A 26,497-nucleotide genomic window follows, 5' to 3' on the forward strand; every position below is an offset into this window, starting at 1 on the left:
AGGTGGGTATTATGCCGACGATTCATTTGGTAGATGGTGAAAAGGGTGGAGTAGGAAAGTCTTTAGTAACTAGGACAATGATTCAGTACTTTCTGGATAAGAAAATTCCGTTTGTACCAATAGAAACAGATAGATCAAATCCAGATGTGGCAGGAGTTTATAAGGGAATATGTCACTATGCAGTGTTTAGCGAGAATGAGCGGCAGGCTGATAAGGCAGATAGAATATTTGAGATGGCGACAAATAAGCCAGTAGTTGTGAATTTGGCAGCACAATCACATAGAGCAGTCTTTGACTGGATAGAAAGAAATCAGTTAATTGAACTAGGGAATTCTGAGGGAGTGACTTTTTGCAAATGGTTTGTCTCTACAGGAGGATATGATAGTCTTAATCTGTTTGCACAATCGGTAAATAGCTATGGAGAGAAAATACCTCATATTTTGGTACGCAATTTAGGACTGTGTGATGATTGGGAGCATGTAGATTCAGATGTGAATATACAGAAACTAATCAAAAAATATAAAATTATTGTTATAGATTTCCCCAAACTAGCATATAAAGAAAGAAACATAATAGACCAAAACAGAATGACCTTTGCTGAGGCAAGAGAGAATAAAGAATTTGGAATTATAGGAAGACAGAGAGTAGTAAACTTTTTGAAGCTTGCTTATGCAGAATTTGAGAAGGTAGGTATCTGGGATGAAGAAGTTAAATAATAAATCTTTGGAGGTACTAGATAGCTAGGGCTATTGCATTCTAGGGAATCATTCTGGCTGGAAAAATGAATGACGATTAGCTTAATCTACTTTTCAATTAAGAGAGGTAGATAGCTAGACGTTTTAATGGATACCCATCGCACAGTTGGTTGAAAGTTTACTAGCCTTAATTCTTTATTGAGAGACTACTTTAACTGTAAAAGGTTCCTAGTTTCTTCGCCTACTACACCATCAGGGGACAAACCTTTTGACTGTTGAAAAGCCTTTACAGCTTGTTCTGTTGCTTGGTCAAATACCTGATTTGCTTGTTGTAATTGAATATTAGCTTTTCTAATAGCTAATTGCAATTCGCCTACATCTTTTCCTTGTTGTAATGGGCTTGTCAGCTTTAAAACTCTGGGATACCCGACGTTTGAGAATCCTTCAGCAGGAGAATTATAAATACAATCTAAGGTTTTGTTACCTAAATCTCCATCTTCAGCAATCTGTTTATTTGGATTTGCCTTGTTCCACAGCTTTTGGAAAGCTTTGATTGAATTGGGGCGGATATCTCTAATTTGATTAGATGTGCAATCAAAATGCATTGGATCTTTATCGCCATAAGTCCATCTCCATCCATGACTGGTCATTAGAGATTTCACTTTTGCCCACTCTTCTATATCTAAAGATGCACCCTTTTGGTGGTCTGATTTTCCTGGATATCCTACCAGATTATTAATTAATCCCCTCTGCTTTTGGCTATAAAGCATTGCTTGGGCAATGACAGAACGATAGGCACTATTAATAGTCAAAGGTTGTGCGTAAGCTATCAATGCTGCTTTTAAGGCATTCCGTGCTGGAAGCTGGCAGTAAGGGAAAAGTCCTTCACCTCTGTTAATATTTAAGTCGGAAATACTGACTAATGAATTAGGAAGTAATTGATTTAATTGCCAAAATAACTGCAAATCTAATCCACGAACTGCGATTGTACTACCTTCTGTTATCTCTTTAACTAATACCATAATTATATTTTCGCTCCCTCTTGAGCTTTTTTAGCTTCAAGTAATATTATCTGAAGTTTTCTACATCTGGCATCATGTCTTTTCCAGAAATCCAGCTAAAATTACAAAGACGGGGCATAAGGGTATAGCTAATCAAACTTACCGAGATGCCAAAAGATAGTAGTAAGAGGCTATACATTCAACCCTATGTAAGACAAAATTAATTACATAATTTTGACCTGAAATTCTTATCTAGTCAAGAACTCATGTGTAAATTTTTCTGTACAATTACTTACTATACCCGACATCCTTCGATACTATCACTCGGCATTTGCTCATGCGTTTTCTTAACACTTTGTAAAAAGTAATAATCAGTAGCTTTCTGGGGCGCTTAATGATAAAAATCCGGTTTCTCTTGCTCGAAGATAACCCACTCGATGCAGAGGCGATTCAAGCCATACTGCTAAACTGATGCTCAACGACTAACCTTTGTCCGCTTTATTACTCCAAGCTTTCCGTCTGACTTTGAGCAAAGGCTGATGAAGCGCGGCTACCAACCGATTGGGAATACGAACTAGCTGACTTTGGTACTCAAATTGCCAGCGTCGCGTTTGAGCGCGATCGCAAATGATAAAGGTGTTTTTAAAAATCAATTATGGGTACTGTAAAATACAAGATGAATATAGTAATGCTATTAGTTGATCAGCAATTAATGGGCAACTCTATACTAAATTCAGTTCCCCAAGCTGGATCAGATATCACATTAATTCGGCCATCATGGCTGTCGATGATTTGGTAACAAATCGATAATCCTAATCCTGTGCCTTTACCTACTGGCTTAGTGGTGAAGAAGGGATTAAATATCTGATTATGAATCTGGGTAGGGATTCCGTTACCGTTATCCTTAATGAAAATTGCAATGTAGCGATCGTTTAGTTTCTGGGTGCGAATCCAAATCCGACTAGGATCATTGTGCATTATTTCTGGCGATGACTTACGGTCGGTCGTAGAAGATCGCACTCGTTCAGCTTCTTCTAAAGCATCGATCGCATTATTCAGGAGATTCATAAACACCTGATTGAGTTGTCCAGGAGAACAGCAAACCAAAGGCAATTCTCCATATTCTCTAATCACTTCAATACCAGAATGCCGTTTACTAGGGTTGAGACGACTTTGTAAAATCATCAATGCAGACTCTAAACCCTCATGAATATCGACCTCCTTGAATGTTGCTTCGTCTAATCGAGAGAAGTTTCGCAAAGATTTCACAATCTCGCTAATCCGCTCGGAACCTGTTCGCATTGACTGGAGTAATTGTTTGATATCCTGTTGAATAAAGTCAAGTTCCAGGGTTTCAATTTCTTGCTGAATCACTAGGCTTGGATTAGGATATTCTTGCTGATAGAGTTGAATCAGTTTTAGTAAATCATCATAATATTCGCTAGCATAAGTCAAATTTCCATGAATAAAGCTAATTGGATTGTTAATTTCATGGGCAATTCCTGCTACCAAATGCCCTAGCCCAGACATCTTTTCCGTTTGGACAACTTCAAGGGCATTTTGCAGTTTGAGCAAAGTTTGTCTTAAGGTTTCATTCGATTGTGCAAGTTCTGCCTGAATCCGTTGGCGTTGTTGAATTTCTTTACTCAGTGCATGATTTTTTTGGTTAAGCATAACGAATTGATCGCTCGTTCGCTTTTCTAAGCGCAGTAAATTAATGGCTGGGCTTTCTGGCGATCGCGGCTCGATCAAAGATCCTTGACTACGACAAGCAATTCCCTCTCCTTGGGCTTGGTGGATAGTTAAAGCTCCCAAAATCATTTGACGACTTTGGGAGCAAGCTCGAAGATAGTCGATGACTTTCTCTGAAGAATCAGTAACAAACTCGGTAAGACATTGACCAATCAGTGCTTTATTGGTCTTGTTAAAGAGTCTGGCAGCAGGCTGATTAACTGCTAAAATTTCACCTGCGCTAGTCACAAGAAGCAGAGGTTCTGGTAAAAGCTGGGCAAACTTTAAAAATTGATCGCGTATCATGATCTGGAGGTACTGAACCAGGGATATTTACCGTTGTTCATAGCACTGACGGGGTAAAAGTAAAGAGACTAATACTAATTTCGGATTTTAGATTTTAGATAAAAAGCTTTAACCACAAAGCTGCTTCAGAAATCTTAAATTATACATTCTATCCTAATCTGGTATTAAGCTAGGCTTTGGGGCATCAACTTCAGTCGGGACATATTATAGGGAGAGGGTGATAGTCTGCAAATGTCCCGTTTGAGGCTGCTACTATACTTTGAAGTATTCTTGTGCTACAAACTCGTCTAATACTTCGCTAGGTTTGAGATGAATGACGATTTTGCATTCTTGTGCGCCTCTAGCAATCGTTTCTTGTAACTCGATTCTAGCGTAGCCGAGGTTATCGGCTGTGATTGCGCCAAAAATATTAGATGTCATGACACACATGGCTTCGCGTCCTTCTACTTGTTCTGCAAAGGGGCATTTACGATTGCCTAAAACGATCTTCTCATCAGTTTCTTCAATCACGTAAAAGTCGCCTTGAATCCGGCGTTTCCAATCTATGAGGACGGCAGTTACCTGGCTACGAGAAAGATTTGATAGTTGCAAAGCGTTCTGGTATATCTGATTGACATGTTGACCTGTTCGATAGCCGACCACATTCAAGAAGCCTTCTGCCTGTTCAATCCCAACGACATCTTGTAGGGTTCCAGCTAATTCTCTAATCATTGTACGTAGAAATTGATCGCGCTCTATCGGTAATTCTAAGGATTTTATTTGTTCGTCGAGCGAAGATATCTGAATCATGATGCTGTTATTTCCTAAATTTTTATATAGGGCAAGCATGAATGATACTTAGTTAAGCAAAAGTCAGTGAGACACCAAAGTTTTTTAATTAAGTACCATGTTTACTAAGAATAGTTTTCCCTAATTGGCTACAAAACTAACTTAAATTTAGGAGGATGTACTTATACCAATTTACAATTCGCCTTTTCGCAGATTCATAATTAAAAAACTTAGATGCAGCAAAGCTTTCAGGGGTTACATATGTATCAGATTTTTCGTGAAATGTATTACTTGCAAAGGATCAACGCTGTGTCTCATCTTCAAATTGACTCTACAGCTATCACCTCGCTATGTTTGTCAACGACAATTTGACAAGCGATCGCCAATCATAACCTGTTTCTTTATCAACATATTTAATAGTAAAGATATCCATCAATGTCATTGACTAAAATATTTATAAGTACTTGATTTATAAGCTACCAGATACTTACGAAAAATTGAATATAAATTTTAAGACAGTTTTTTAATCTGTTAAAAACTAATTATTAACATTAAGTATTTAAAATAGGCTAAACTGGATGTACAAGCTGGTAAAATATAGGAATCTGCAATCAATCTTAATCTCTAGTTTGATAATACAAAACACATGTAGACGAGTTTTATCAGAAGATATTAGATGACATTAAGGAGGAAAATCTAATGCAAAAAGAATATATGGAGATTTTAGAAACATTAATTAATAAATTGACATTATCCGCAATATTAGAAATGTTAGAGCGAATATGTCACAAAAAAGCGGAAAATCTGAGAACTCATTGGCAAGATGAGACTTCAGCAAAGCTTTGGGATAAAGCTGCTAGACAGATAGAACAAATAAATGTTGATGTTTGATTAAACAATAAAGCTCAGTAAATAAAAGAGATTAGTTACTAAATTTACAGTATTTTTAATGCATGAATTATGTGCCTAATCTTTTTTTATAAAAAATAATCGAAACCGAGTCCGCGCTAGCGCAGGGCAAATGTACTTGAAAACATGAACAAGATGCAATACGGTTCAGTTAAGGCTAAAACTCTTTGTCAAACTCAATTTTTTTAACGAACCGCCAAGGACGCCAAGGACGCACAGAGAAGAAAGAAATGCTTAACTGAACTGTATTGGAACAAGATGTGAGTAGGTGTAGCCTGCCGTAGACATCGCTAACTATCAGCAACCTTACACGCTAATTACTGTGCTATCAATGGGTAATGAAAAGTCACGAGACCATTCATTCCAAGAGCCAAAATAATTTTTAGCAGAAATTCCTGCCTGTTCAAGGGCTATTAATGTATTAGCAGCCCTTGAACCCTTAAAGCAGTAAATGTATACAATGGACTCTGAAGTAATACCTATTGATTGACAAATTTCTCGGATTTCTTCTGGCGAACGAAACGTAGGGATTTCTAATTCAGAATTCATCAGACGATGCCATTCTAACCATACTGCATTAGGTATTCTACCTTTGCGAGGACAAAAATCAGGATTATAGGGAGAAGAACTCAATCCAAGCCATTCTGAACTGTCGCGCACATCTAATTTAATAATTGCTGGATTAGCAATTGCTTGCAACATCTCGGTGGTAGTCACTATTATGTCAGCATTGGGATGCAATCTAAATATGCTGCTTTCATGCTTTGGTACTTCATCGGTAATAGGTAATTCTGCTTGGAGCCATGCTCTATATCCTCCGTGTAAAATAGATACCTGAGCGCAACCCAAATACTTCAGCAAGAAAGCTGCTCGACAAGATTGACCATAACCTTTATTTAAAGCATCTTCATAAACAATTAACTGTTCTGTACCAGATATTCCTACTTTGCTCATAATTTCTGCAAAATACTCTTGCAGTTCCTTCAATCCTGTTGGGGAGGAATTATCTAAAAGATAGGTAAAGAAATCTCTAATATTTATAGATTGAGGGATATGAGAAATAAAATAATCTTCTTGACTTCGCGTATCGATAATAACAGTCTGTGATGGATTTTCTACTAAAAGTGACGTGAGTTCTTTAGGAAAAATGAGGAGTTTTGTAGTCACGACTTCATGCTTCTGTTATTGTACCAGTAAGCATTATCGCCCTTGGTACATTTGCATTTTGAAATGCATATTACAGAATCATGAATGTTAAATGTTACGAGATAACTTTTGGTATGTGTTATTTGAAAGTAATATTCCTAATCCAGAATTTTGAATAAAGTTTATTTATCGAGAATAAAGAAGCAAAGAATTATTTTCTCGTCTAGTATTAAAGGTCGCAACGACAACTAGCCGAGCGCTTCAAGGTAAGCTTATCGTTTGCTCAACGCTTAATTTGTCGTTATCAAATTACAAGAACAAGTGACTTCAAAATCTCATAGGTATGGAGCGATCGCTGCTACCAGGATTTCGTCCATGATCACCAACCCCTCCCGAAGAGCAGCTATCCATTACCCGGATCTTTCTCAACAATTGCGAGAGTATTCACTCACGTTTCTTACAACCCTGATACGTCTGTCGTTAATTCTCAATAAAAACCTAATTTTAGTGAGAATATTAAGAGCCAATTTGTCAAGTATGACTCACACCTCAGTGTTTAAGATGCCTACAAAACAAGCGTTTCGAGATTGTAAAGAAAGATGTGGGTAATGCATAGCGAAGAGCAGGGAGGGGTTCTTATTTTTTGTATTATGTAATGTCTTGTGCTGATTTTTGAATTAATTCAGCTACTAAACCTGTCCAACCGGTTTGATGGCTAGCACCAATGCCTGCACCAATATCGCCATGAAAATATTCATAGAACAGAATCAAATCACGCCAATGTGGGTCGTTTTGAAACTTTTCTGAACTGCCATAAACAGGCCGCTTACCAGATGTTGGGTTTTTCAGGAAAATTTTGATTAGCCTTTGGCTTAATTCATTTGCCACTTCTTGCAGATTCATCTCTTTCTTTTCACCAGAAGAAGTGGCGCACATAACTTTGATTTGATCTCCCCAAAAATCATGAAACTTCAATAAAGATTCTATGATAAGATAATTCACAGGAAACCAAATAGGGCCGCGCCAATTAGAATTTCCACCAAACATTCCATATTTTGATTCTGCTGGTTCGTATTCTACTCGATACTCTTGCCCATTTGCCCGCAATACATAAGGATTATCCTTATGATATTTTGACAAAGCTCGGATACCATAATCGCTCAAAAATTCTGCTTCATTCAGCAGACGCTCCAAAATAGATTTGAGTCGTTCTTTATTTACCAGCGACAAATAATAGAGTCCTTTTTGATTGGGGAGGACAGAAACATTCTCGTGTTGAGTAAGTTGAGGGCGATTGTTAATAAACCAATAAACCCGTTTTTTGAAATCTGAGGCTAAATATTTATCAACAATCTCTTGTTCAATTGTTTCTACAGCAAAAAGCGGAATTAACCCAACCATTGACCGCACTTTCATTAACAGTACACCTTCATTGTTTGCACCCTGTACTACACCTGGAGGAGCTTTAAGAATATCATAGTAAAACTTATCTTCTTTATCCCATATATCTACGCCTGTACCACCGACTTTATTCATTGCATCAGCAATGAGTAGAAAGTGTTGGAAAAATTTAGAAGCCATATCTTCATACTCGCTTCTATAGTTTTTACTAGACTTAATACTAGACTTACTATTAGAATCTTCTTTAGCGAGTTCCGTGGCTATTTTTAGTAAATTTAGACAGTACATTGCCATCCAGCTAGTACCATCAGACTGCTCTATGGTTGCATTAGGAATCTGAATATTGCTTCTATCCAAAACTCCAATATTGTCTAATCCTAAAAATCCACCTTGAAAAAGGTTGTTGCCTTCAGCATCCTTACGATTCACCCACCAAGTAAAATAAATAGATAACTTTTGAAAGATTTCTTCCAAAAACTTTCTATCAGCAGTGCCATACATGTCCTTTTCTATGTTGTAAACACGCCATGCAGCCCAAGCATGAACAGGTGGATTTACATCACCAAATGCCCACTCATAAGCTGGTAGTTGACCGTTGGGGTGCATATACCATTCGCGCGTAAATATATACAATTGCTTTTTGGCAAATTCTGGATCGATTAGTGCCAAGGTAACGGTATGAAAAGCTAAATCCCAAGCAGCAAACCAAGGATATTCCCATGCGTCTGGCATGGAAATAATATCTTCATTAAATAAATGATCCCACTCACGGTTTCTGCCCCATTTACGTTGTTCTGGTGGCTTTGGTGGATTGGGGTCGCCATTGAGCCAATCATAAACTACATAGTGATAATATTGTTTGCTCCATAACATACCAGCAAAGCTTTGTCTTTGCACATTTCGCATATCCTTGGAAATATCAGAAGGACAAACAGCTTGATAAAATTCGTCGGCTTCTTTCTGGCGAGTTTGAAGTACAGTTTCAAAATCATTACCAAAAGGAGAATCTAAATTTTGATCGCTCAACCGCAATCTAACTACTTTGGTTTCTCCTGGATTAATTGTCAAGTCGTAATGAGCTGCGGCTTTTGTCCCTTTTTGAGTAGAATTTACTGTTTTATTCTTTCCGAAAGAAACAATGTAATCATTTATGCCATCTTTGACGGGGCCGGAATTCTCACCCCATCCAAATCGTTTCTTGTTTGTTTCGTTTTCTGTAAACAGAAGTTCTTTAGGAGCTTCGCTATAAAGCCATCCTCTGCGTAAAGTTTTAACTTCTTCATTATCTTGATAAACAGTTTCTATGACGCTTAGGTTCGAGTCAGTTTTGATAGCTTGCAAGTATTTAAATTCTTTTGTTTGATTTTTATACCCCCAAGACCAAGTATTACGAAGCCATATAGTTGGTAAAAGATGCAGTTTGGCGGTTTCTGAGCCTCGATTAGTAACACTAATCTTGATGTGAATATCTTCTGGAGAATTTTTAGCGTACTCTACAAAAACATCAAAGTAACGATTATCATCAAAAACCCCTGTATCTATTAGTTCATATTCTAAAGCTGCGGGATTGGTTGATTTTCGATGTCTGTTCTCCTCAATTAGCTGGGTGTAAGGAAAAGCTTTTTGTGGATATTTGTAAAGATATTTCATATATGAGTGCGTGGGAGTGTTGTCAAGATAAAAATAATATTCTTTGACATCTTCCCCATGATTGCCCTCACTGTTGGTTAAACCAAATAGCCTTTCTTTCAGAATCGGGTCTTTTTCATTCCAAAGGGCGATCGCAAAACAAACTCGTTGGTAATTATCGCTAATCCCAGCAATTCCATCTTCGCCCCAACGATAGGTGCGGGAACGAGCTTGATCGTGAGAAAAATAATCCCAGGCAGCGCCATCAGCACTATAATCTTCTCGTACTGTTCCCCACTGACGATCGCTCAAATAAGAACCCCACCGCTTCCAATATTTATTTTGGCTGCGATCGCGGTCTTCTATTAATCTTTTTCCTTCTGCTGTCTCTTGAATCTTGTTCATTGTTCGTTTCCTTTTATAATGTTTGCGATGATTAATAATTTGCAATAGTTAATAGCATTCATGAGCTATTAACTTTCAAACGAACCTAAATATTATTCGTGCCGTTGCTGAATCGAGGGATAATAACAACTTGATAAAATTTCCTCCCCTGCCTCCCCTGCCCCCTGCTCATTACTCCGTAGCTAACCAAGCGCGGAGTACTTCTCCAACTGACCAAGCTTGAGCAATACAACCTTTAGGTTCCATTGGTGGATCGCCATTAGATATTTCACTGATAGTTCCAACTCCAGCAGTACAGAGGTGATGTTGCATCGGTTCTAGAAATTGGCGAGCAATGGATGGGTTGTTAAACACACGCAAGTGAGCTAAGACAAACGGGCCAATTAACCATTCCCAAACTGTTCCTTGGTGATAAGCGCCGTCACGATGAAATTGATCTCCACCGTAGTGACCGATATACTGCGGATCATCAGGTGCAAGACTGCGTAAACCGTGAGAAGTTAGAAGCGATCGCTCGCACGCTTCTACTACTTGCCGTTGTTGTTCAAGAGTGAGCGGACTTTCTGGCAAGGATACGGCGAAGATTTGATTTGGTCGCAAAGAGGCATCGTTACCATTTGGACCGTCTAAAACATCAAAACAGTATCCTTTGGCATCATTCCAGAAACGACTAAAACCTTTTTGAGTGGCATCAGCCATTGCATCGTAGTCTTTCTCAGGTTTTCCTAACTTTTGGGCGAACTGAGACATTGTTCGCAAAGCGTTATACCAAAGGGCATTCACTTCTATAGGCTTGCCAATGCGAGGAGTAACCACCCAATCACCGACCTTGGCATCCATCCAGGTAAGCTGCATTCCTGGTTGCCCTGCATAAAGCAACCCATCATTGGGATCGAGGCGAATATTGTAGCGTGTTCCTTGACGGTGAAATTCGATAATTTCTGCCAGTTTAGGAAATAAATCTGCTAATAGCTTGTCATCACCAGTGGTAGCAAGGTAAAGGCGGATGGCTTCAAAATACCATAGTGTTGCATCAACTGTATTGTAGTAATCTTCTGTGGGTGGCTTATTATCGTCAGGGAAACGATTCGGCAACATTCCTTTGTTGATATATTTGCCAAAGGTGCGAAGAATGGACTCTGCAATTTGCGGACGATTAGTGGCAAGCGTCAGACCGGGTAGACTAATCATGGTATCCCGACCCCAATCAGTAAACCAGTGATAACCGGCGATGATGGTTTTTCCGTCTTGTCGGTCAACAATAAACTGATCGGCAGCGAGTACAAGTTGCTGCACCCAATCAGGAGGTGGAGGTGCTTGTGGCGATCGTTTAGCTTGCCAGTCTGTTATCAGCTTTTGCTCGTACTGGTGACGTAAGTCTAAAGCCACTGCACCCTTTAAATTAGGATTTTGCTCTCTACTCGCGACAAAAGTAAATGAGCTTCCAGGCTCAAGTGTGGCTTCAAAAGTTGCTGGGTGAAGATGATCGTCTATATCGTTGAGTCCGCGTTCCTTTTCGGCTGCGAGTTCAAATCCGTAGTACCACTCGTTATTAAGTGAGGCATTACCGCTATCTGTCAACAAGTATAAAGGTTGCGCTCCCTGAAATACTGTGACACCGACTCCATGATCGATCGCTTTTACATTCATGCGCCAATCCTTAGCAGGCCATTCTTGAGCATGGGTTCTGCTGTGATAATCGCGGTAATTAACAAATGCTTTGATTGATAATTTAAGCGATCGCTTTGCTCGTCGCAAGTAGTAATGAATATATGTAGTATCAGCTCCAGGCTGCATCCAGATGCGTTTCTCTAATAACGCACCTCCACAAGCAAAGCTCCATACAGGTACTGTTCCTTCTAAAGAAAAGCTTTCGATATGGCGGTAACCTTGAGGAGAAATTGTGCCATTTGACCAACGATTAGCAAACAGGGGATAAGATCTGCCTTCATAGTCTGCTGTTTCATCCAGCTTTGCTAGTAGTACGGTTCGCTGCAACGGTGGTTGCAATGCAGCCACAAGTAAACCGTGATAACCTCGTGTTGATAAACCTGCTACTGTACCTGAAGCATAGCTGCCGCTACCATTGGTTACTAACCACTCACGCGACTCTGCTGCATCAAGATTCCCACAAATTTCCCGTCCAAAGTTGATGCTCATAAATAGACCTAATTATGTCACCAATATTCTCAGTTTTGGTTTCCACATCAATAACTTTTATTAACTCCAAGTCTATATAGCTGGTAAAAGTTTTTGAATACATAGCAATCCTAAATCATTTGAAAAAAATCTGTTATCTATTGCCTATCTACATGACTAATTTGATAACTTAAACAGGATTGCTATAGTGCCTACTCAAGCAACAGAGCTTAACTAAACTCATTTATAAGCTAAGATTAAGTTCTTGCCAAATTTTTTAAAAAACTTATGCTAGGTGCAAAAAAATATTCCCCTCCCTTCATTTTTACCGGCAATTTAAACCCATATTCTTCAGTTTTTAATCCGCCCCATTCTTTTGGCCATTTCTGAATTCCCTCTGGTTGACCAATTAGCGGATCTGGGCCAGCATTTACTTGAACAAAATTCTTAGGATTTGCCCATCTAGATTGTATAAAATTAAACTGATTTTCAATATCTGCTTGAAAGCAAAGAAACAGCAATCCTGAGCCTGTTGTCGGCTCTTTACTGCAATCTTGCTCTCCAAAACTGACAGAACGACGAGCAATTCGATGCCTTCTCTCCACCTTTAAAGCCTCATCAAAACCTGGTGAAGACTCTACTCTACCTGTATCGCCTCTAGGATTAACTTTGCGGATATGAGTATGGAATGGACACTTTGTTGCCTCCGTATCCAAGTCGTAATTAAAATTATTAAAGTAATTGTAATTGGTTGTCGCACTTTGGCTCGGTAAATCTGAAAGAGTTACTGGAGTTCCATCTTCAAACCGTCCCACAACCAAAGCTCCGGCTAAAGTTTCATTGATACCTAATTGTTTAGCTAAATTCCGCACCTCTTCACGGAATTTTTGGACATTTTGTTCAAGTTTCCGACAAACTAAGTAACTGCCATAACTATCTTCAGTCTTACCGTTAGGATCTTTAACCAAGATCGCACTTAGCGGAGCGCGAGGGTCCCATTTGCTGAAGTCAGAGTTATTAGCTTTGGCGCTAGCAATATTTCGTTTCAGAAATAGAGGTTGACTAACACCATCAACATAACCGAAGTGTTCTATAATTTGATTTTGAGCATTTCTGAGGATAAAACCATCTTCTCTGTGAAGTATTTTGGACAGTTGAGACAATTCTGAACAGATATCGTTAATTGCTTTGGATAAGTCTGTCAAATTATCATCTGCTATAAGTAGCAAGGCATCTGGTTTCTGTTGAAATCCTGGTTCCCAATCTATCGGTGCTGGATCGTTTAATGAGTTCTTGATATCAACATTCTGCATACCTAATCGAAATGGCTGATCCCCAGGTATTTTCGACGGTTTTATTTGTAGATATTCATAACCTTGACAAGACAAATATAAACTAGCAAATATACCACCTGATATCTTTTTAGTTCGGTACTCGCAGGCCTCATTTGACTGCTGCTCGGCAGATTTGACATATTTCTGGGCAAAGTTTTGAATCCATCGTTTGACTGCATTTACTTGACCAGGTTTAAATTGTAAAAACAGATGTACGATATGATCTCGTCCATGCCCATTTAAAATGTTTCCCTGTAAATCATTTAGCAAAGTCTGGTATTTACCAGGGTTTTCTGGATCGATGCCATCTTCTAGTATGGTTTTTAAATCTTCTTCTGTTAGTGCCATTGTTTAACTCTTGTTGTTAAAGTTACAATTGAACCGTTGCAGATTAAAATCAAGAATTTTAGATCGTCTTAGTTAAGACATTTGGTTTAACACTATGCAACTTCTGAAGTAAAAGATTTCAAACGAAAAATATAATAGGGTGGCATAGAAGTATTTTCTCCTGCATTGAGAGGAGCCGAACGGTGTAATTGATTGCAATCTAAATATATACAGCCATCTGAACCCAAAGTCAGCGAATCTATCCAAGACAACTTCTGATCAGTAACTAGAATTTGATAGCAGCGATCTGGTGTAATCACTCCAATCGCGTTATTTGCTAAGTCTCCCAAGTAGATATTGTTTTCTTGGTCAATGGTAATGCCATCACAAATTGGTTTTTGGCTGTATCGTTCAATTTTGCTGCCCAATTCAGCTTCACTCAAATCAGGATTGCTCAAGTCTGCACTCTGCACGCGGTACATACTAGTACCATGCATCGGACAGAAATACAGCCATTCATTGCATGTATCTAAGACAATCCCATTCACACCTAAGTGAGGACGAATTAAAGTCCCATTAGGCTGCTTAATCTGCACTGGTATCCCGTCAACCACCAAATCAATATCGTCTGGCACTACGCTTTGGTGTCCTTGTAAAATGCGACAAGCTAATCCTGTTTTCAAATCAACCCTAATCAAAGCCGCCTTATTTCCATCTGCTGGATCAGAAATATAGACAACATTACGGGTCAAATCCACTGCCAAATCATTAACAAAGGAACTATCTAATGTTATGGGCGGTGGTAGATAAATCACTCTTGCCAGTTCATTTTTATGAGTGTCCCATGCCACCAGTTTAGGAACTGACTTACTTTGATTGCCGTTGTCTAACATCCAAATAGTTCCATTGGCATCAGACTTAATTCCTAACACGGTATCAAAAGTAATATTTTTTACTTTTGACGATTTAGGAAATGGTATTATATCGTCTTTGGTCAGTTCCGCTACTTTGATTTCAGGGTTATAAAACTGGTGAAGGCTAAGAATAATTCGACCTTCTGGTGTGACAGTGATGTTACCGGGGGCAATCGGTAATTCTGCTATGACTTCTAGGCGATCGCGTAAATTTTTCATAGTAAAATTTTATTGATTTCGCCAATGGTTGAGAGAATGTGATTTGTTAGAAGTAGTTACAAAATCGATTTTTTCATAGTAAAAAAACCTTCTTTTTTAATATTTGATTGAGTCTCCTTAAACTTCAAGCTTTACCATCTTGGCGTGGGACGGCTTACCTAATTCATTGAGGTAGAACATCATGTAGTAACCTGGTGGGTAAAGATTAGCATTTTTCGGCGCTCTAAATTTGATAGCAGACTCGCTTCCTAAAACAACATTTTCGACTGGCAAATCTGCTAATCGTTGCCCATAATCGAAAGAATGAGTAACTGAACCCAACTTAACCAGAACCACAGAACCTGTTTTTGTGGCATCCTTGACTGAGATACTGCTAGATTTTCCATAGTTGAGTATTTCAGGAGCTTTAGCTATTTCAGGACGAGTACCCGGCTTAAACAAATAGGGCGGACTGAAGATTTCTGCTTGCCAAATTTCAGAAGGGACGAAGGGTTCTTTATCTCCCTTATCAAGGTCTTCCTTAATAAAATAACTTTGAGGAGATTGGTAATATTCTTCAAGATTGAATGTCTTTTCATTCTTACCTGATTTATCTGTCAGTTTGGGAAACTTATAATAATATTTCAGGGGATCTCGCTGGATATTAACGTGAAGTGTGCCATCTTTTTCCCGTGCTGTTCGATTGGCATTTCCCCCAATAATCAAAACACGAGCATCCGGTAACAAAATTGCCCCATTATGATAAAGCCTGGGCAATTTAGCCGGATTCATAGATTTGGTAATGTAACCCCCTATAGCTCTGGAATCGGGAGTCATTAGCAAAGGTTCATAGACTGGCTTGTATTCTGGATATTCACCGCCATTAACTACCAAGAGTTCCTGATTGGGTAGAATCACTGTTTGGAGGTTAGCTCTTGGCTTATCAAGAAAGTTGTTGACAATTTCCCACTTGCCATTCTTTTCTCCACTCTTACGAGGGGATGTCCAATGCTGTAGGCTAGTAGAAACCCTTGACCAGTTTGGAAAACCTGTTGTATTACCTCCTCGGCCATAATTGATGTCGTTGGTGCCGATAATACCTCCGAGTAATAAAACATCTTCAGAATTAGGAACTTGCACAGCAGTTCCATAAGCTTTAGACGGCTCTCCCCGATCGGCTACTACTTCAAAACTGACGGATAATTTACCCTCTGCGTTCTCATGGACAGACATTAAATAGCTTTTTTTGCTGGACTGGGTGACCAAAACCCCACCAATTCCAGCGTCATCTCCAGTTATCAAAAGTTTGCCGTCAGCAGTTGGGAAAACGCGAGGATACAGGTCTATAGTATCGTAGGCACCAACATCTGTGAGTTTGGTATTGAAGGGACTGTTCTCTACGGTTGTTAGGTCAATATAGTGGAGTTTTTGGGTTTTAGGATCGTAAATTTCTAGACTCGGATTAACTTGATTGGGAGACTCGTATTTTAAACCGGAAAAAATAACTATTTTCCCATCAGCTAGTGAAATTAAACTAGGATACCAACGTCCTTCTTTAAGTTGTCCAACAGCAGACCACTTATTTGTTTTCCAATCATAAAGATTGACCTGTCTAGAGCCTGTAAAAGCTCCTCCAGGGTAGTATCGTCCAGTACCGCCGACAAAAAGAACATTACCATCGGCTAGTTGCAAATGACCGGAGCAAAATAAATCATTGATTTCTCCATATTGCTGGAATGGTGGTGAAGCAATGCGTTCAAATTTTCCAGTTTCAGGATCTAAAAGGGCAGTATTGTTGATGACATCATAATCTGTGACATTAACTCCTTCTATAAAGCTAGGATTGGGTTCTCCATTGTTAATAACTACAGTGTTGCGAAAACTACTACCATTAACGCTCAATACCTTGCCATTGGGAAGTAGTAAAGTATGGACAGATTGCATCAAATTTTCTTTAGGAGGCATAGGAATGGTTTCCCATGCACCCATTTCTTCTTTTTTTAAATCGGCTATTGGCTGGGCGATCGCCTGTTCCCAGCCAGAGATAGTAATAGCTACAGCTAGAATAGAAGCCAGAAAAACTGAGACGATCCGATTTTTATTAAATAGCATAATAATCGAGAAATCTTAAGTACCTATGCAAAATGAATTGCTCAAGATAAAAGAGGTTAAATGATATTTAAATGAAAAATATTTTATTTATCATTTAACCCCTTGTATTCCCTATGATGGTAAGGAAAAGAGAAACAATCGGATTCACAAGTTATGAAAGTCAGTATCTAAATATTTGACGATTGCTCAGTCAAGATAAATGCCTTCAATAATTTAGAATAGGATAATTTCTTAACATGAATACTTGACTTTATCCAATTCTGTTCGAGTAACTTTGATGGCTTCGTTGGCAATATCATAGGCACTTGGATATTTATTTTCAGGATCTTCTCCAGGAATCCAAAACTTACGTCGAGTCAAACGAAGTGAGTTAATAAAAGCAGGAATGGCATTGAAAATCTCCACTGCGATCGGGCCATCATAGACTTGTAAAATTGGTTCTAAAAATGATTGCCAAGGAATCCAGCTTGTATGAAGTGCGCCGCGATCGGGAGGAGAGACTTGTACGTAATGAAGTCTTTGCTGTTCGGCAAGATACGCTACTTGTGCTTTGAATATCTCAGGCCCATCGCCATCAAGAGTTTCGTGAGCGCTATCAATCACTACTCCTACTTGTTTACTATCAACTCCATCCAAAAAATCAATTAGTTGCGATAATTTGTTAGGGCCAGGGGTTTCCCAATGAGTAATTGGTTCGATTGCTAATTTAACATTTTGTTGCTCTGCGTATTGACCTAATTCATCAAAGATTGTCTGAGCATTGCGATAGCGAATTGCTAAATGCTCTTGAAGTTGATCGCTCCAAATTGGAACATTAAAGTCAGTAGTTGGAAATACACCATAAGGGATGACAATCGGCCCCATCATAATTTCACCCCTAAGTGCAGCTGTTATGTCAATTCTTGACTTAAGGTACTCTAGTGCTGCTTGTCTTTGTTCATAGTAGGGAGAACTTAGATCGAGGGAACGGGTAGCCCCGACATTAGTAGCAATTTTTACATCTTCTAACCCTTCTGAGTCCAGACTATATCGCAAACTAGCATAATCTTCAATGTCTTTTTCGTAATTTTTATCTTCGTTAAGCGCAATAGGAAATTCAAAGCCAGTGTAACCAAACTTTTGAAGCTCTTTTATATGCGTTAGAATTGTTTGCCGATATTCTGAATCACCAGGATTCAAATTGACGGTAAACAGGAAGAAGCTCAGGTAAATATCAGGTAAAGATGAGAAGTTGCTCATATTAAAATTTGCGTTGATTGCTGGCTAAATCCAAAAATTATGAACTTTAAATTGATAATTTCAACCAATTTATCTACCTATTAACTCTCGTCAAAGTTAGTATCCATTGCCTGTAAGCCACTGAAGCAAACCCTGAGGATTATCTATGATAGCTTTAGGATCGAACATAGGCCATATATACACAATCCCTTCCTCATCAAGACGGAAGAAGTTGTGCAGAGTATATAAAGTTCCTTTTGTTGTCTTCATCTGCCATACACCGCTTGCTCTCGGATATTGAATAGTAATAGATAATACGTTCACCTCAGAAACACGACTTGCAACACCGCTAACAAAACGCACAACTTCTTCACGCCCATTGATAGTCCTTTCACTAATCGGGCTAAGAAATTGAATCTCAGAAGAAAACTGTACCTTTAAAAAATCGCCTGTTCCAAAGGAGCGGAAATAATAGTCAATAATCTCACGATATTCTTCTTTGCCCTTTTTACATTTGTTCATTTTACAATTCTCCAAAAGTTGTAAAATCGAAGTATTACAAGGGTTTATTATTCCAAATTTGACGACTAATTTTCCAGTTGTTATCCTGTTTTTTCATTAACCATAATGCGCGAAATTTAACCAGTTTTGATGGACTACCATCTTTTGGGTAAATTGTAGCAAGAGAAATTCCTAAGACATAACCAAAATCGCCAATGACTTCGATTTCTTCGGCAGTGAAAATTGGATCGATCTTGTTGCTAGCAATCTGCTCGCTAAAGCCTTCAACAATGTCATTAATGCCGACGCGATCGGGGACATTCGGCGCCATCCAAAGAGCATCTTCTGTATACATCTCCCCGTAACCACACAAATCTTCAGATTTAACATTAGCGGCATATACTTCTTCAAAAACGGTTCTGATCTTTTCTTTATCACTCGATTTCATTGCTATTCTCCATTGAAATAATGTTTAATTATCTTATTTGCATCTAACAATTGGGCAAATTACATCATATTTCGCTCTTCAAAATAAAGAATATGACACTGCAAAACGAATTTGCTGATGAAATAACTATAAAAGCCCTAAGGATGTGGTAAATCAATTCAAAATTCAAAAGATAAAGATTATGAATTTTGAATTGACCTACTGACAGTTGCTGAAATAGCTTATAAACCAGTCACATCACGTAGATAACTACGAGCTATTAGCGCGTTTTTCAAAGGATTTGTTTTGTTAGGATCTTGTTCTGCTTCCACTATGAGCCATCCTTCATAGTTGGCATTAGCAAGCTCATTTAAAATCGGTTTAAATTCAATTGCACCTTCTTTGGTGTCTCCTGGAACAGTAAATATACCATTTTTAATCGAACCTAAAAAGCTCCAACCTTTTTTGATGGACTCATCTAAAACAGGCTTACGAATATTTTTTAAGTGAACGTGCTTGATGCGATCGCCATATTTCTTGGTCACTTCCAGAGGATCGACTCCTGCGTAGTATAAATGACCAGTATCGAGTAGCAAATTAACATATTCGGGATTAGTATTTGCCATCAAGCGATCTATATCAGCCAAGTTTTCCACTCCTGTACCAATATGGGGATGGTACGATATCTGCATACCTTCCTCCTTTGCTTTTTTACCAAGTTGATTCAACCCTTGAGTCAGAGCATTCCATTGCTCGTCAGTAAACTTTGGTCTATTAGGCAAAGGTGCAACTGGCTGTTGATGAACTGCGTTACCCAATTCCGCTACCACAATACTTTTGCTGCCACCAATTTGTTTCATAAATTGCACCTGTTTCTTGAATTCAGCCCAGGTTTCATCTGTCTTTCCTACTGTGAATTCAGTCCCCACCCAAGGTTCAGAAATAGTCAAATTACGAAGTTTTAACTCTCTTTTCAAAACTCCGATATCTTCCGGATACTTACCTGAGGTTTGCGAGCCTTTGAAGCCAGCTAGTGCCATTTCACTCAGAATCTGCTGATAAGAGATACGAGGATAGAGATCAATACTAGGATCGTCACCATTGCTCCAACCTGTGGGTGTAATGCCCAAAGAAACTTTTGCTGGATCGAATATAGGTGTTGTCTTTGAAGGCGGAATCAGAGACACTAAATATGAGTTTTTGTCGTTATTTGTAGCGGCAGTGGCGGGATAATTAAAATAAGTTATCCCGAAAAATATTAATGCCACTAACACAATCAATAAGCGACCAATAGATTTGAATTGGTTACAACCTCTAGAGTTATTCATCTTATACTTACCTTGTTGTTTTAACATAGTTTGGTTATCCCAAATATATGTAACTTTGTTCAAATTTTGCCAAATTAGTCAATAGTGTGCTTTTAAAAAGCAGTAATCAACTAAAAAAGAGAAAGACTGATTATCATTCTTTAAAGTGAAGGAAAGTATTAACTAGCTCTTAATTTTAGAAAAAATCCAACGAGTACATTTAACTACTACTGCTGAAAATACTAAAATTATCTAGATATTTTAAATCATTTTAATTAATACTTTAGTAATCAGCTAATAGCTTAAGAAATTTTTTATAATTGTTATAAAACTGATTACTATTTCCCCATATTTAATTACCAAAAAAGAATATATATAGCTGAGAATTAGTATTTCTTAACTAAACTTCTTGGTAATAAAAACATATCTTTAATTGAGATTCACATTATAGATTTGATCTTAATTTTTCATAAATCCAAAGATATATTTATTAACCATATAGACATGAATAATCGCATTGGCTCAAAAAGATGAATAAATTGGGATAATTCTTGCCTAGCAATACTGAGGATTAACAAAATTTTATTTTGGAAAAAATTGCAGAAGGATTTTGGCGATCGCTGCGCTTTTTTACTTTATGATTGTCTTCCTATTTTTAATCCCTTATCAAGATTCTCTTTGGAATGACGAGAATTCGTTTTTTTGAGTCAAATTTCCTCAAATCTGCCTATAAGAAGAAATTTTGCCAATGCTTTACAGCAATTTTAGGGGATGGTGGGTTATAAAATTGTAATAACCCACTCTACATTTTTTTGATTTTCAGCTTTTCAAGTCATGCTGAAGCAGGACTCAGGTCTTACTGCAAAGCACCAAACTTAGTGACATCTCCATTATAGGTAGTCCCGTCAGGCATCACAGAATTAGACAAATCTGCCCCAGATAGCTTAGTTCCCTTAAGCGTGGCTGCTGATAATCTTGTATTTCTCATGAAGGTATTGGACAAATCTGCTCCCGATAGAATAGCTCGAGAGAAAATTGCTCCCTTTAATTTGGCATTTTTCCCCACAGCATTAGACAAATCTGCATCAGAGATAATGGCCTCTGTGAAATCTGCACCGGTTAAATCTGCGTTTAACAATTTTGTATTACTCAGAAGCGCATTATATAAATCTGCCTGAGAAAGATTGGCCTCCGTTAGATCGGCATCTGACAAGGTTACCCCCATGAGGATGGCTCCCGATAAATTGGCTTTTTTTAGATTAGCTCCTTTGAGTTTTGCGTCATTAAGTAGGGAACCAGAGAGATTGGCTTCTGATAGATTTGCTCCATCGAGTGCGCTGGCATACAAATCTTTACCTGATAAATCGGCTTTTGATAGATCGCAATTAACACAGGCGTTTGTCAAAAGCAACTTTTGGTAATCCGTCGTAACGAAAGCGTTAGCGGGTAAAGTAAAGATGGCTAAACTAAGGAAGATAGAGAAGGCAATAGTAGAGAGCCTACGAAACCAAGATGTAATACTCATGTTTGGTCTTAAAACTAGGAATTATTGCAATTTTGTCAGGCTAAAAGATGAATCTTATTTTAGAGATTGAGTAAGGTGATACCCAGAAGAGATGTTAGCTTTTAGCCAGACTGACTAAAGGGGGTTCGCTCCAAGTCCCGTATCCCTGACCTTTCGCGCCAGGTGGGTTAACACCGATCGCAACCCATAAAAGTCCTTCTGGATAGGCATGTGGACTGATAATAAAGGTTCCATCTTTCTCTTTGGTTCCATAAACATCCCGCCAGGATTGTGGCAGTGTATACCAAGTAGCTACATACCAAACCTTGATGATATTACGGGCGATCGGGCCAAATTTTTGAGACGCTAAAATCTGTGTGATTGATTCGTGGTTGTTTTCTTGTTTTTCAAGCTCCAACTGATGAAAACTTGTTAATAGTTCTGCAAATATATCTCCACCAATGATGTCTCGAATGGTTTCAAAATAAAGAGTAGCCAGACCTGTTCCCTGCAAATGAAACTTAGAAAAACCTGTAAGAACCACTGAGAAATTGAGGAAATAGTCCAAAAACTCAGGTGCATTAATATCCATTAATTATTTACCTCCACAAAAAGTTTAGATCCTTAAGCTAAAGTTAACTAAGGCTAGTCCAACCGAAAAAGAGGAGCTGCATTGACCCCTGGTTTGCCTGGAATGGGGTTACGCATTAAACTATTAGCCTGTTCTTTAAGGCGGAACATTCCCCCAACTGCGGGAATTAAATGCTCGGGATGTCCGTCAAAAGCGTATTGAATCTTGGCTAAGAAGTCACTATAAGCAGAGTGAAACTCTAAGGCTGCTGCACGCACTTCCGATCCTTCTGGATAATCACTCAGTTTGGCATTATCCTTAATTGGATAAACTTCGCCCCAATCTACGGTAAAGTCTTTACCTGTAGGCTTATCGGGCAGATCAGATTTTGTAGGATCTTCCTTGTCTATTACATAATATTGCTTTAATAGTATTTGCTGAAAACGATAGTCATGGGCTAGTTCTCGCTCTGCATCATAGATCGTTTCGCTTCTTGACCCCTCACCCTGATCTTGAATCACTTTTAAGGCTCGTATGGCTGAACGCAGATCGGTTACTGGGATGATGTCTCCACCACCGTTGTAGTAGTATTCGGGGGTAATTTGTCGCTTAGGATCACCACAAAATAGATTGGGATTATCTCTATAGAGTGCATTCAGACCACGAATTATCTCTGCATAAAATAAGCCAATGCTGTAGAAAGCCTTAGTCGGATCGAAGCCTATAACTTCCAACAAATATTCTTCTAAGCTTCGAGATGCAACTAATGCTTGACTTTCTGGAACGTGTTGAGACCGTTCAATTTGACGAAAGGTCTTTATCGTTTCTTCGGAAAACTTGCTTAAACCTACTTTAAAATCTGTAGAGCCTGTAGGTAGATAGCTAGGATATCTTGGAACAAAATCAGATGCCGTCAGGACTCCTGAATCAAACGTTCCTCCCACTGCATTATAAACATTAGCAACAAGAGTTAGGTGTAGCATTTCTTCTACAGCAACCGCCCGGATAATATGGAAAGCTTCTAAATTCGTTCCGGGTTTAATGGAATAAAGCGCTGTCATATAAGGGGGAATGGTTGCATGTTCTATCTTCATTGCCTGTATGAGATAGTACTTTAATTGATCGACCGTTGTAATCAACTTTAAGCTATCGGAGACTGTAGTCATAATGTCTACTCGCAATGTTTTTTAAACTGTGTAAGGGGTACTAGGGCGTATCATCAAATAGCCGTAAAACACTATTTAGGGCTGAAATTCAGCCCTCATAAATTTTGCATTAAAACCGCGCCCAAAGCCTTTCTTTCTTTAATGAGCGTAATTTTAATTGATAACACGCCCTTAGATAGCTTGCAAATTACTTGTTTGCAAATTACTGGTTTGCAAATTATAAGAATTTAATTCTTTAAGCATCTGCTCGGCAGCTCTAAAACTCAGCGCGGCAACAGTCAATGTTGTATTTGAACTACCAATGGTTGGCATACTTCCTGCGCCGACTAGGTAAAGATTTTGATGATCCCAAGAACGCAGATGACTATCAACAACTGAATTGGATGCCGCCGTTCCCATGATATGAGTTCCCGAAAAGTGGTTTCCGCCTTTGTATACGTAACCTTCACCCTCAAACTCAAAATATGCGGGGTCTTTAGGATCGTAGTTGGTAAAATCTTCTGCTCCTAAACGCCCGAAGATTACACGAGAGACTTTTCTAGTGTAGGCAAGGGTTCTGCGACTGTAGTCAGGTAGGTTGAAGTTAATAACGGGACGATAATTACCCAGTTTATCCTTATGCCTTGGATCGATGGTTACTCGATTACCGTACTCGGGGAGTAATTCACACATGAAAGCCAGCAGCAGTTGGCGTGAAATCCTACTAATCAATGTCTGGCGCAGTTCTTGGCCATATTTGTTTTTGTTGTCGATCGCATCTTCGACTTCACCTTTGGGCGATCCTGTTGCCCATCCCCAACCATCATTGTGAATATCTACTGCGAAGGCAGATTGTAATTTACGAAACTCCCCTTTACGAAATGTTCCAATTCCTGATGTAACAAGAGGCCCTCGCATCGTGCCGGTTACTTCAGGCATCAAAGCCCAAGCTAAAGTGAAAGGGTGATCCATTAAATGCCGCCCAATCATTCCACTAGTATTAGGCAACTCAGAGCCGAGCAATAGGCGAGCGTTTTCGACCGCATTAGTCGCTAAGACAAATAATGTTCCTCTAGCGATTCCTGTAGTGTACTCACTAGAATTGGAATTCTCATAATGTTTATAGTGAATGGCACTGATGTGACCGTTTTCGCGGTTATATTCTACCCGATAAGCTACCGCTTGGTAGAGTACATGAACTCGACCGGTTTCAAAGGCTTTACCTAAGGTTCTGCGAGCATCATATTTCGCTTGAACCGGACAGATAGGAACACAGTTAGCATTTCCTTGGCAACGTTCCCCATACTGAACAGGAGGGAAACTGGTTATGCCGTTAGGAACAAAGCGGTTACCTGCATCGTATTTAGGATTGGGTACTCCATTGCGAGCTTGAGGAAAAGTAGAAAAGCTTAATGTATGGGTTGTGCCATACAGTTCAACTTTAGTCCCATTAACTTTCTCAATAACTTTTTGATCCAAGTAAGAGGGGGGAAGCTTTTCCATAGGGAAAACATAGCCATCTGGAAATTCGATGCCTAGTTGTTTTTGCTCATCTACGTCCCCACAAACCCCCATTTCGTACTCGGCTTTGCGGTAGTACGGCTCAAGGTCTTGATACTTAATCGGCCAGTCAAGACCTTGGCCGTAGTTACTGTATAACTTAAAATCTTCCGGTAACATGCGTGGGGTTTTTGCTTCCCAGTGCATTGTTGTCCCACCCAGAACCCGTGTATAGGAACCCGAAAGGGGCATGGGGCCTTGTTCTATAAAATAGTCTTTGTAATCAGTGGGGCTTTGAACATTGGCATTAGCAGGATAGGGAGAGTTAGGATTTTTCTCCACCGCTTTGTAGAAAGTCTCGACGTAACTTTGAAAGCCTGCAAGGGTGAAATCCTTTTCTACTGTAGCTTCCAGGATTAAAACCCTCTTGCCCTGTTGACTCAATTCTTTCGCAACAATGGCTCCAGCTACCCCCGTTCCTACGATGACGACATCATACAACGTGTTAAAGACAGTCTCAGAATCGACATTTGTAATTGTCTGATCTAGGCTCATCGGTTACTCCTTAAAAGTTACTCTTTGACATGAATCTATTCGGCAATATCTCTAGATATTTAATGAGATGAGTTTTGCTTCAGTAATATTTTTATTGAAGGTTCCATTACTGATTTAAGGGAGTCAACACTGACGGATTTCTTTTTGGACTGTCATCAACTTCCTCAACAAAATTACGTATTGTATACTTGTTATAAAGTTTAGTAACATACTTGTTTGCGAACTCTAATTCCACTAAATAGAAAGGCAAACGCACTTTGCCAGAATGAAGACGGTTCAATCTGTCAACCTCTAAATTTATTGATGAATTTTGTGTTTAATTTATAGACTTTATCAGTTATGTATTGGAAACAACATCATATTATGATCACCGCAAATACGCGGTGTCAATCAGTAATATTACGTAACTACATTCACAAGTTCAAGCTGCCTCATTAACTCAATTCGTTTATTGTTATAGTCTTGTAGTATTTAAGGGAGTAGATAGCTGGGAATCAGCCTTTTCCAGTTATAAGGAGTTTTTTCAGAAATAAAATAGGAGTTTTATATATTAGCGAACTAACAGCGAATATCATGTTCGGTGAAAGACTTATCATTAAGACCGCAAGGGAGCAGTTCGTGCTGGGAGCAGGGTGAAAGAAGTTTTTCTAGTTTTTGCATAGATGCCGGAATTATAACTAATTAGGCGGACATGATAGAACTAGTGGTCTGTCGCATTAATTCTGCTGGGTTGGGTAAATCTTTGAAAGCTTAA

At 38.8% G+C, this 26,497-nt stretch carries 20 protein-coding genes; 2 read left to right on the forward strand and 18 right to left on the reverse strand.

The genetic code is table 11. The features are described from left to right. Positions 1-11: 11 nt before the first annotated feature. On the forward strand, positions 12-716 hold the full coding sequence (locus RMY00_RS12415; protein ID WP_322647827.1) for a mobilization protein: 705 nt from the start codon (positions 12-14) through the stop codon (positions 714-716). 185 nt (positions 717-901) lie between these two features. Here RMY00_RS12415 and RMY00_RS12420 read toward each other — a convergent pair whose 3' ends face one another. From RMY00_RS12420 to RMY00_RS12435, 4 genes are all read right to left on the reverse strand, one after another. Continuing rightward, positions 902-1,717, reverse strand: coding sequence for a peptidoglycan-binding protein (locus RMY00_RS12420; protein ID WP_322647828.1), 816 nt, complete (start codon positions 1,715-1,717; stop codon positions 902-904). A 461-nt stretch (positions 1,718-2,178) separates the two neighbouring features. Then, positions 2,179-2,349, reverse strand: coding sequence for a hypothetical protein (locus RMY00_RS12425; protein WP_322647829.1), 171 nt, complete (start codon positions 2,347-2,349; stop codon positions 2,179-2,181). Positions 2,350-2,398: 49 nt separating this feature from the next. Beyond that, a complete protein-coding gene (locus tag RMY00_RS12430; RefSeq protein WP_322647830.1) occupies positions 2,399-3,733 on the reverse strand; it encodes an ATP-binding protein in 1,335 nt (444 codons plus the stop codon). A gap of 252 nt (positions 3,734-3,985) precedes the next feature. After that, on the reverse strand, positions 3,986-4,522 hold the full coding sequence (locus RMY00_RS12435; protein WP_322647831.1) for a methanogen output domain 1-containing protein: 537 nt from the start codon (positions 4,520-4,522) through the stop codon (positions 3,986-3,988). 678 nt (positions 4,523-5,200) lie between these two features. Between RMY00_RS12435 and RMY00_RS12440 the strand changes: the two genes are divergently transcribed. Further along, the gene (locus RMY00_RS12440) at positions 5,201-5,392 is read left to right on the forward strand and encodes a hypothetical protein (protein WP_109009697.1); all 192 of its coding nucleotides are present in this window, start codon (positions 5,201-5,203) and stop codon (positions 5,390-5,392) included. A 324-nt stretch (positions 5,393-5,716) separates the two neighbouring features. Here the strand turns inward: RMY00_RS12440 and RMY00_RS12445 are convergent, their stop codons facing one another. From RMY00_RS12445 to RMY00_RS12510, 14 genes are all read right to left on the reverse strand, one after another. Beyond that, positions 5,717-6,577: a sulfurtransferase gene (locus RMY00_RS12445; RefSeq protein ID WP_322647832.1), complete on the reverse strand. Its 861-nt coding sequence runs from the start codon at positions 6,575-6,577 to the stop codon at positions 5,717-5,719. 627 nt (positions 6,578-7,204) lie between these two features. Next, positions 7,205-9,991 (reverse strand): MGH1-like glycoside hydrolase domain-containing protein, encoded by a 2,787-nt coding sequence (locus RMY00_RS12450; RefSeq protein ID WP_322647833.1) that lies wholly within the window; start codon positions 9,989-9,991, stop codon positions 7,205-7,207. Between the two features lie 171 nt (positions 9,992-10,162). Next, a complete protein-coding gene (locus RMY00_RS12455; RefSeq protein ID WP_322647834.1) occupies positions 10,163-12,151 on the reverse strand; it encodes an amylo-alpha-1,6-glucosidase in 1,989 nt (662 codons plus the stop codon). A 236-nt stretch (positions 12,152-12,387) separates the two neighbouring features. Then, complete coding sequence (locus RMY00_RS12460; protein WP_322647835.1) at positions 12,388-13,812, reverse strand: peroxidase; 1,425 nt, start codon at positions 13,810-13,812, stop codon at positions 12,388-12,390. Positions 13,813-13,904: 92 nt separating this feature from the next. Continuing rightward, positions 13,905-14,924 (reverse strand): L-dopachrome tautomerase-related protein, encoded by a 1,020-nt coding sequence (locus RMY00_RS12465; RefSeq protein WP_322647836.1) that lies wholly within the window; start codon positions 14,922-14,924, stop codon positions 13,905-13,907. A 117-nt stretch (positions 14,925-15,041) separates the two neighbouring features. After that, positions 15,042-17,015 (reverse strand): galactose oxidase early set domain-containing protein, encoded by a 1,974-nt coding sequence (locus RMY00_RS12470; protein WP_322647837.1) that lies wholly within the window; start codon positions 17,013-17,015, stop codon positions 15,042-15,044. A 231-nt stretch (positions 17,016-17,246) separates the two neighbouring features. Then, positions 17,247-18,254, reverse strand: coding sequence for a sugar phosphate isomerase/epimerase family protein (locus tag RMY00_RS12475; protein WP_322647838.1), 1,008 nt, complete (start codon positions 18,252-18,254; stop codon positions 17,247-17,249). 96 nt (positions 18,255-18,350) lie between these two features. After that, on the reverse strand, positions 18,351-18,755 hold the full coding sequence (locus tag RMY00_RS12480; RefSeq protein ID WP_322647839.1) for a DUF4904 domain-containing protein: 405 nt from the start codon (positions 18,753-18,755) through the stop codon (positions 18,351-18,353). A gap of 34 nt (positions 18,756-18,789) precedes the next feature. Beyond that, positions 18,790-19,182, reverse strand: a complete 393-nt coding sequence (locus RMY00_RS12485) for a YybH family protein (RefSeq protein ID WP_322647840.1) — start codon at positions 19,180-19,182, stop codon at positions 18,790-18,792. A 221-nt stretch (positions 19,183-19,403) separates the two neighbouring features. Next, positions 19,404-20,516, reverse strand: a complete 1,113-nt coding sequence (gene iolE, locus RMY00_RS12490; protein WP_322647841.1) for a myo-inosose-2 dehydratase — start codon at positions 20,514-20,516, stop codon at positions 19,404-19,406. An 808-nt stretch (positions 20,517-21,324) separates the two neighbouring features. Continuing rightward, the gene (locus tag RMY00_RS12495; protein ID WP_322647842.1) at positions 21,325-21,993 is read right to left on the reverse strand and encodes a pentapeptide repeat-containing protein; all 669 of its coding nucleotides are present in this window, start codon (positions 21,991-21,993) and stop codon (positions 21,325-21,327) included. Positions 21,994-22,087: 94 nt separating this feature from the next. Further along, positions 22,088-22,564 (reverse strand): hypothetical protein, encoded by a 477-nt coding sequence (locus RMY00_RS12500; RefSeq protein WP_322647843.1) that lies wholly within the window; start codon positions 22,562-22,564, stop codon positions 22,088-22,090. A 53-nt stretch (positions 22,565-22,617) separates the two neighbouring features. Next, positions 22,618-23,709: a ferritin-like protein gene (locus tag RMY00_RS12505; RefSeq protein ID WP_322647844.1), complete on the reverse strand. Its 1,092-nt coding sequence runs from the start codon at positions 23,707-23,709 to the stop codon at positions 22,618-22,620. A gap of 171 nt (positions 23,710-23,880) precedes the next feature. After that, complete coding sequence (locus RMY00_RS12510; protein WP_322647845.1) at positions 23,881-25,743, reverse strand: GMC family oxidoreductase; 1,863 nt, start codon at positions 25,741-25,743, stop codon at positions 23,881-23,883. Positions 25,744-26,497: the final 754 nt, after the last annotated feature.

The organism is Nostoc sp. ChiVER01 (assembly GCF_034531155.1).
Taxonomy (GTDB): Bacteria; Cyanobacteriota; Cyanobacteriia; order Cyanobacteriales; family Nostocaceae; genus Nostoc.

Excerpts from the sequence above, each read along its gene's own strand:
- RMY00_RS12415 (WP_322647827.1), top strand. The coding sequence starts at position 12 with ATGCCGACGATTCATTTGGTAGATGGTGAAAAGGGTGGAGTAGGAAAG.
- RMY00_RS12420 (WP_322647828.1), bottom strand. The coding sequence starts at position 1,717 with ATGGTATTAGTTAAAGAGATAACAGAAGGTAGTACAATCGCAGTTCGT.
- RMY00_RS12430 (WP_322647830.1), bottom strand. The coding sequence starts at position 3,733 with ATGATACGCGATCAATTTTTAAAGTTTGCCCAGCTTTTACCAGAACCT.
- RMY00_RS12435 (WP_322647831.1), bottom strand. The coding sequence starts at position 4,522 with ATGATTCAGATATCTTCGCTCGACGAACAAATAAAATCCTTAGAATTA.
- RMY00_RS12440 (WP_109009697.1), top strand. The coding sequence starts at position 5,201 with ATGCAAAAAGAATATATGGAGATTTTAGAAACATTAATTAATAAATTG.
- RMY00_RS12450 (WP_322647833.1), bottom strand. The coding sequence starts at position 9,991 with ATGAACAAGATTCAAGAGACAGCAGAAGGAAAAAGATTAATAGAAGAC.
- RMY00_RS12455 (WP_322647834.1), bottom strand. The coding sequence starts at position 12,151 with ATGAGCATCAACTTTGGACGGGAAATTTGTGGGAATCTTGATGCAGCA.
- RMY00_RS12460 (WP_322647835.1), bottom strand. The coding sequence starts at position 13,812 with ATGGCACTAACAGAAGAAGATTTAAAAACCATACTAGAAGATGGCATC.
- RMY00_RS12465 (WP_322647836.1), bottom strand. The coding sequence starts at position 14,924 with ATGAAAAATTTACGCGATCGCCTAGAAGTCATAGCAGAATTACCGATT.
- RMY00_RS12470 (WP_322647837.1), bottom strand. The coding sequence starts at position 17,015 with ATGCTATTTAATAAAAATCGGATCGTCTCAGTTTTTCTGGCTTCTATT.
- RMY00_RS12475 (WP_322647838.1), bottom strand. The coding sequence starts at position 18,254 with ATGAGCAACTTCTCATCTTTACCTGATATTTACCTGAGCTTCTTCCTG.
- RMY00_RS12480 (WP_322647839.1), bottom strand. The coding sequence starts at position 18,755 with ATGAACAAATGTAAAAAGGGCAAAGAAGAATATCGTGAGATTATTGAC.
- RMY00_RS12485 (WP_322647840.1), bottom strand. The coding sequence starts at position 19,182 with ATGAAATCGAGTGATAAAGAAAAGATCAGAACCGTTTTTGAAGAAGTA.
- iolE (WP_322647841.1), bottom strand. The coding sequence starts at position 20,516 with ATGTTAAAACAACAAGGTAAGTATAAGATGAATAACTCTAGAGGTTGT.
- RMY00_RS12495 (WP_322647842.1), bottom strand. The coding sequence starts at position 21,993 with ATGAGTATTACATCTTGGTTTCGTAGGCTCTCTACTATTGCCTTCTCT.
- RMY00_RS12500 (WP_322647843.1), bottom strand. The coding sequence starts at position 22,564 with ATGGATATTAATGCACCTGAGTTTTTGGACTATTTCCTCAATTTCTCA.
- RMY00_RS12505 (WP_322647844.1), bottom strand. The coding sequence starts at position 23,709 with ATGACTACAGTCTCCGATAGCTTAAAGTTGATTACAACGGTCGATCAA.
- RMY00_RS12510 (WP_322647845.1), bottom strand. The coding sequence starts at position 25,743 with ATGAGCCTAGATCAGACAATTACAAATGTCGATTCTGAGACTGTCTTT.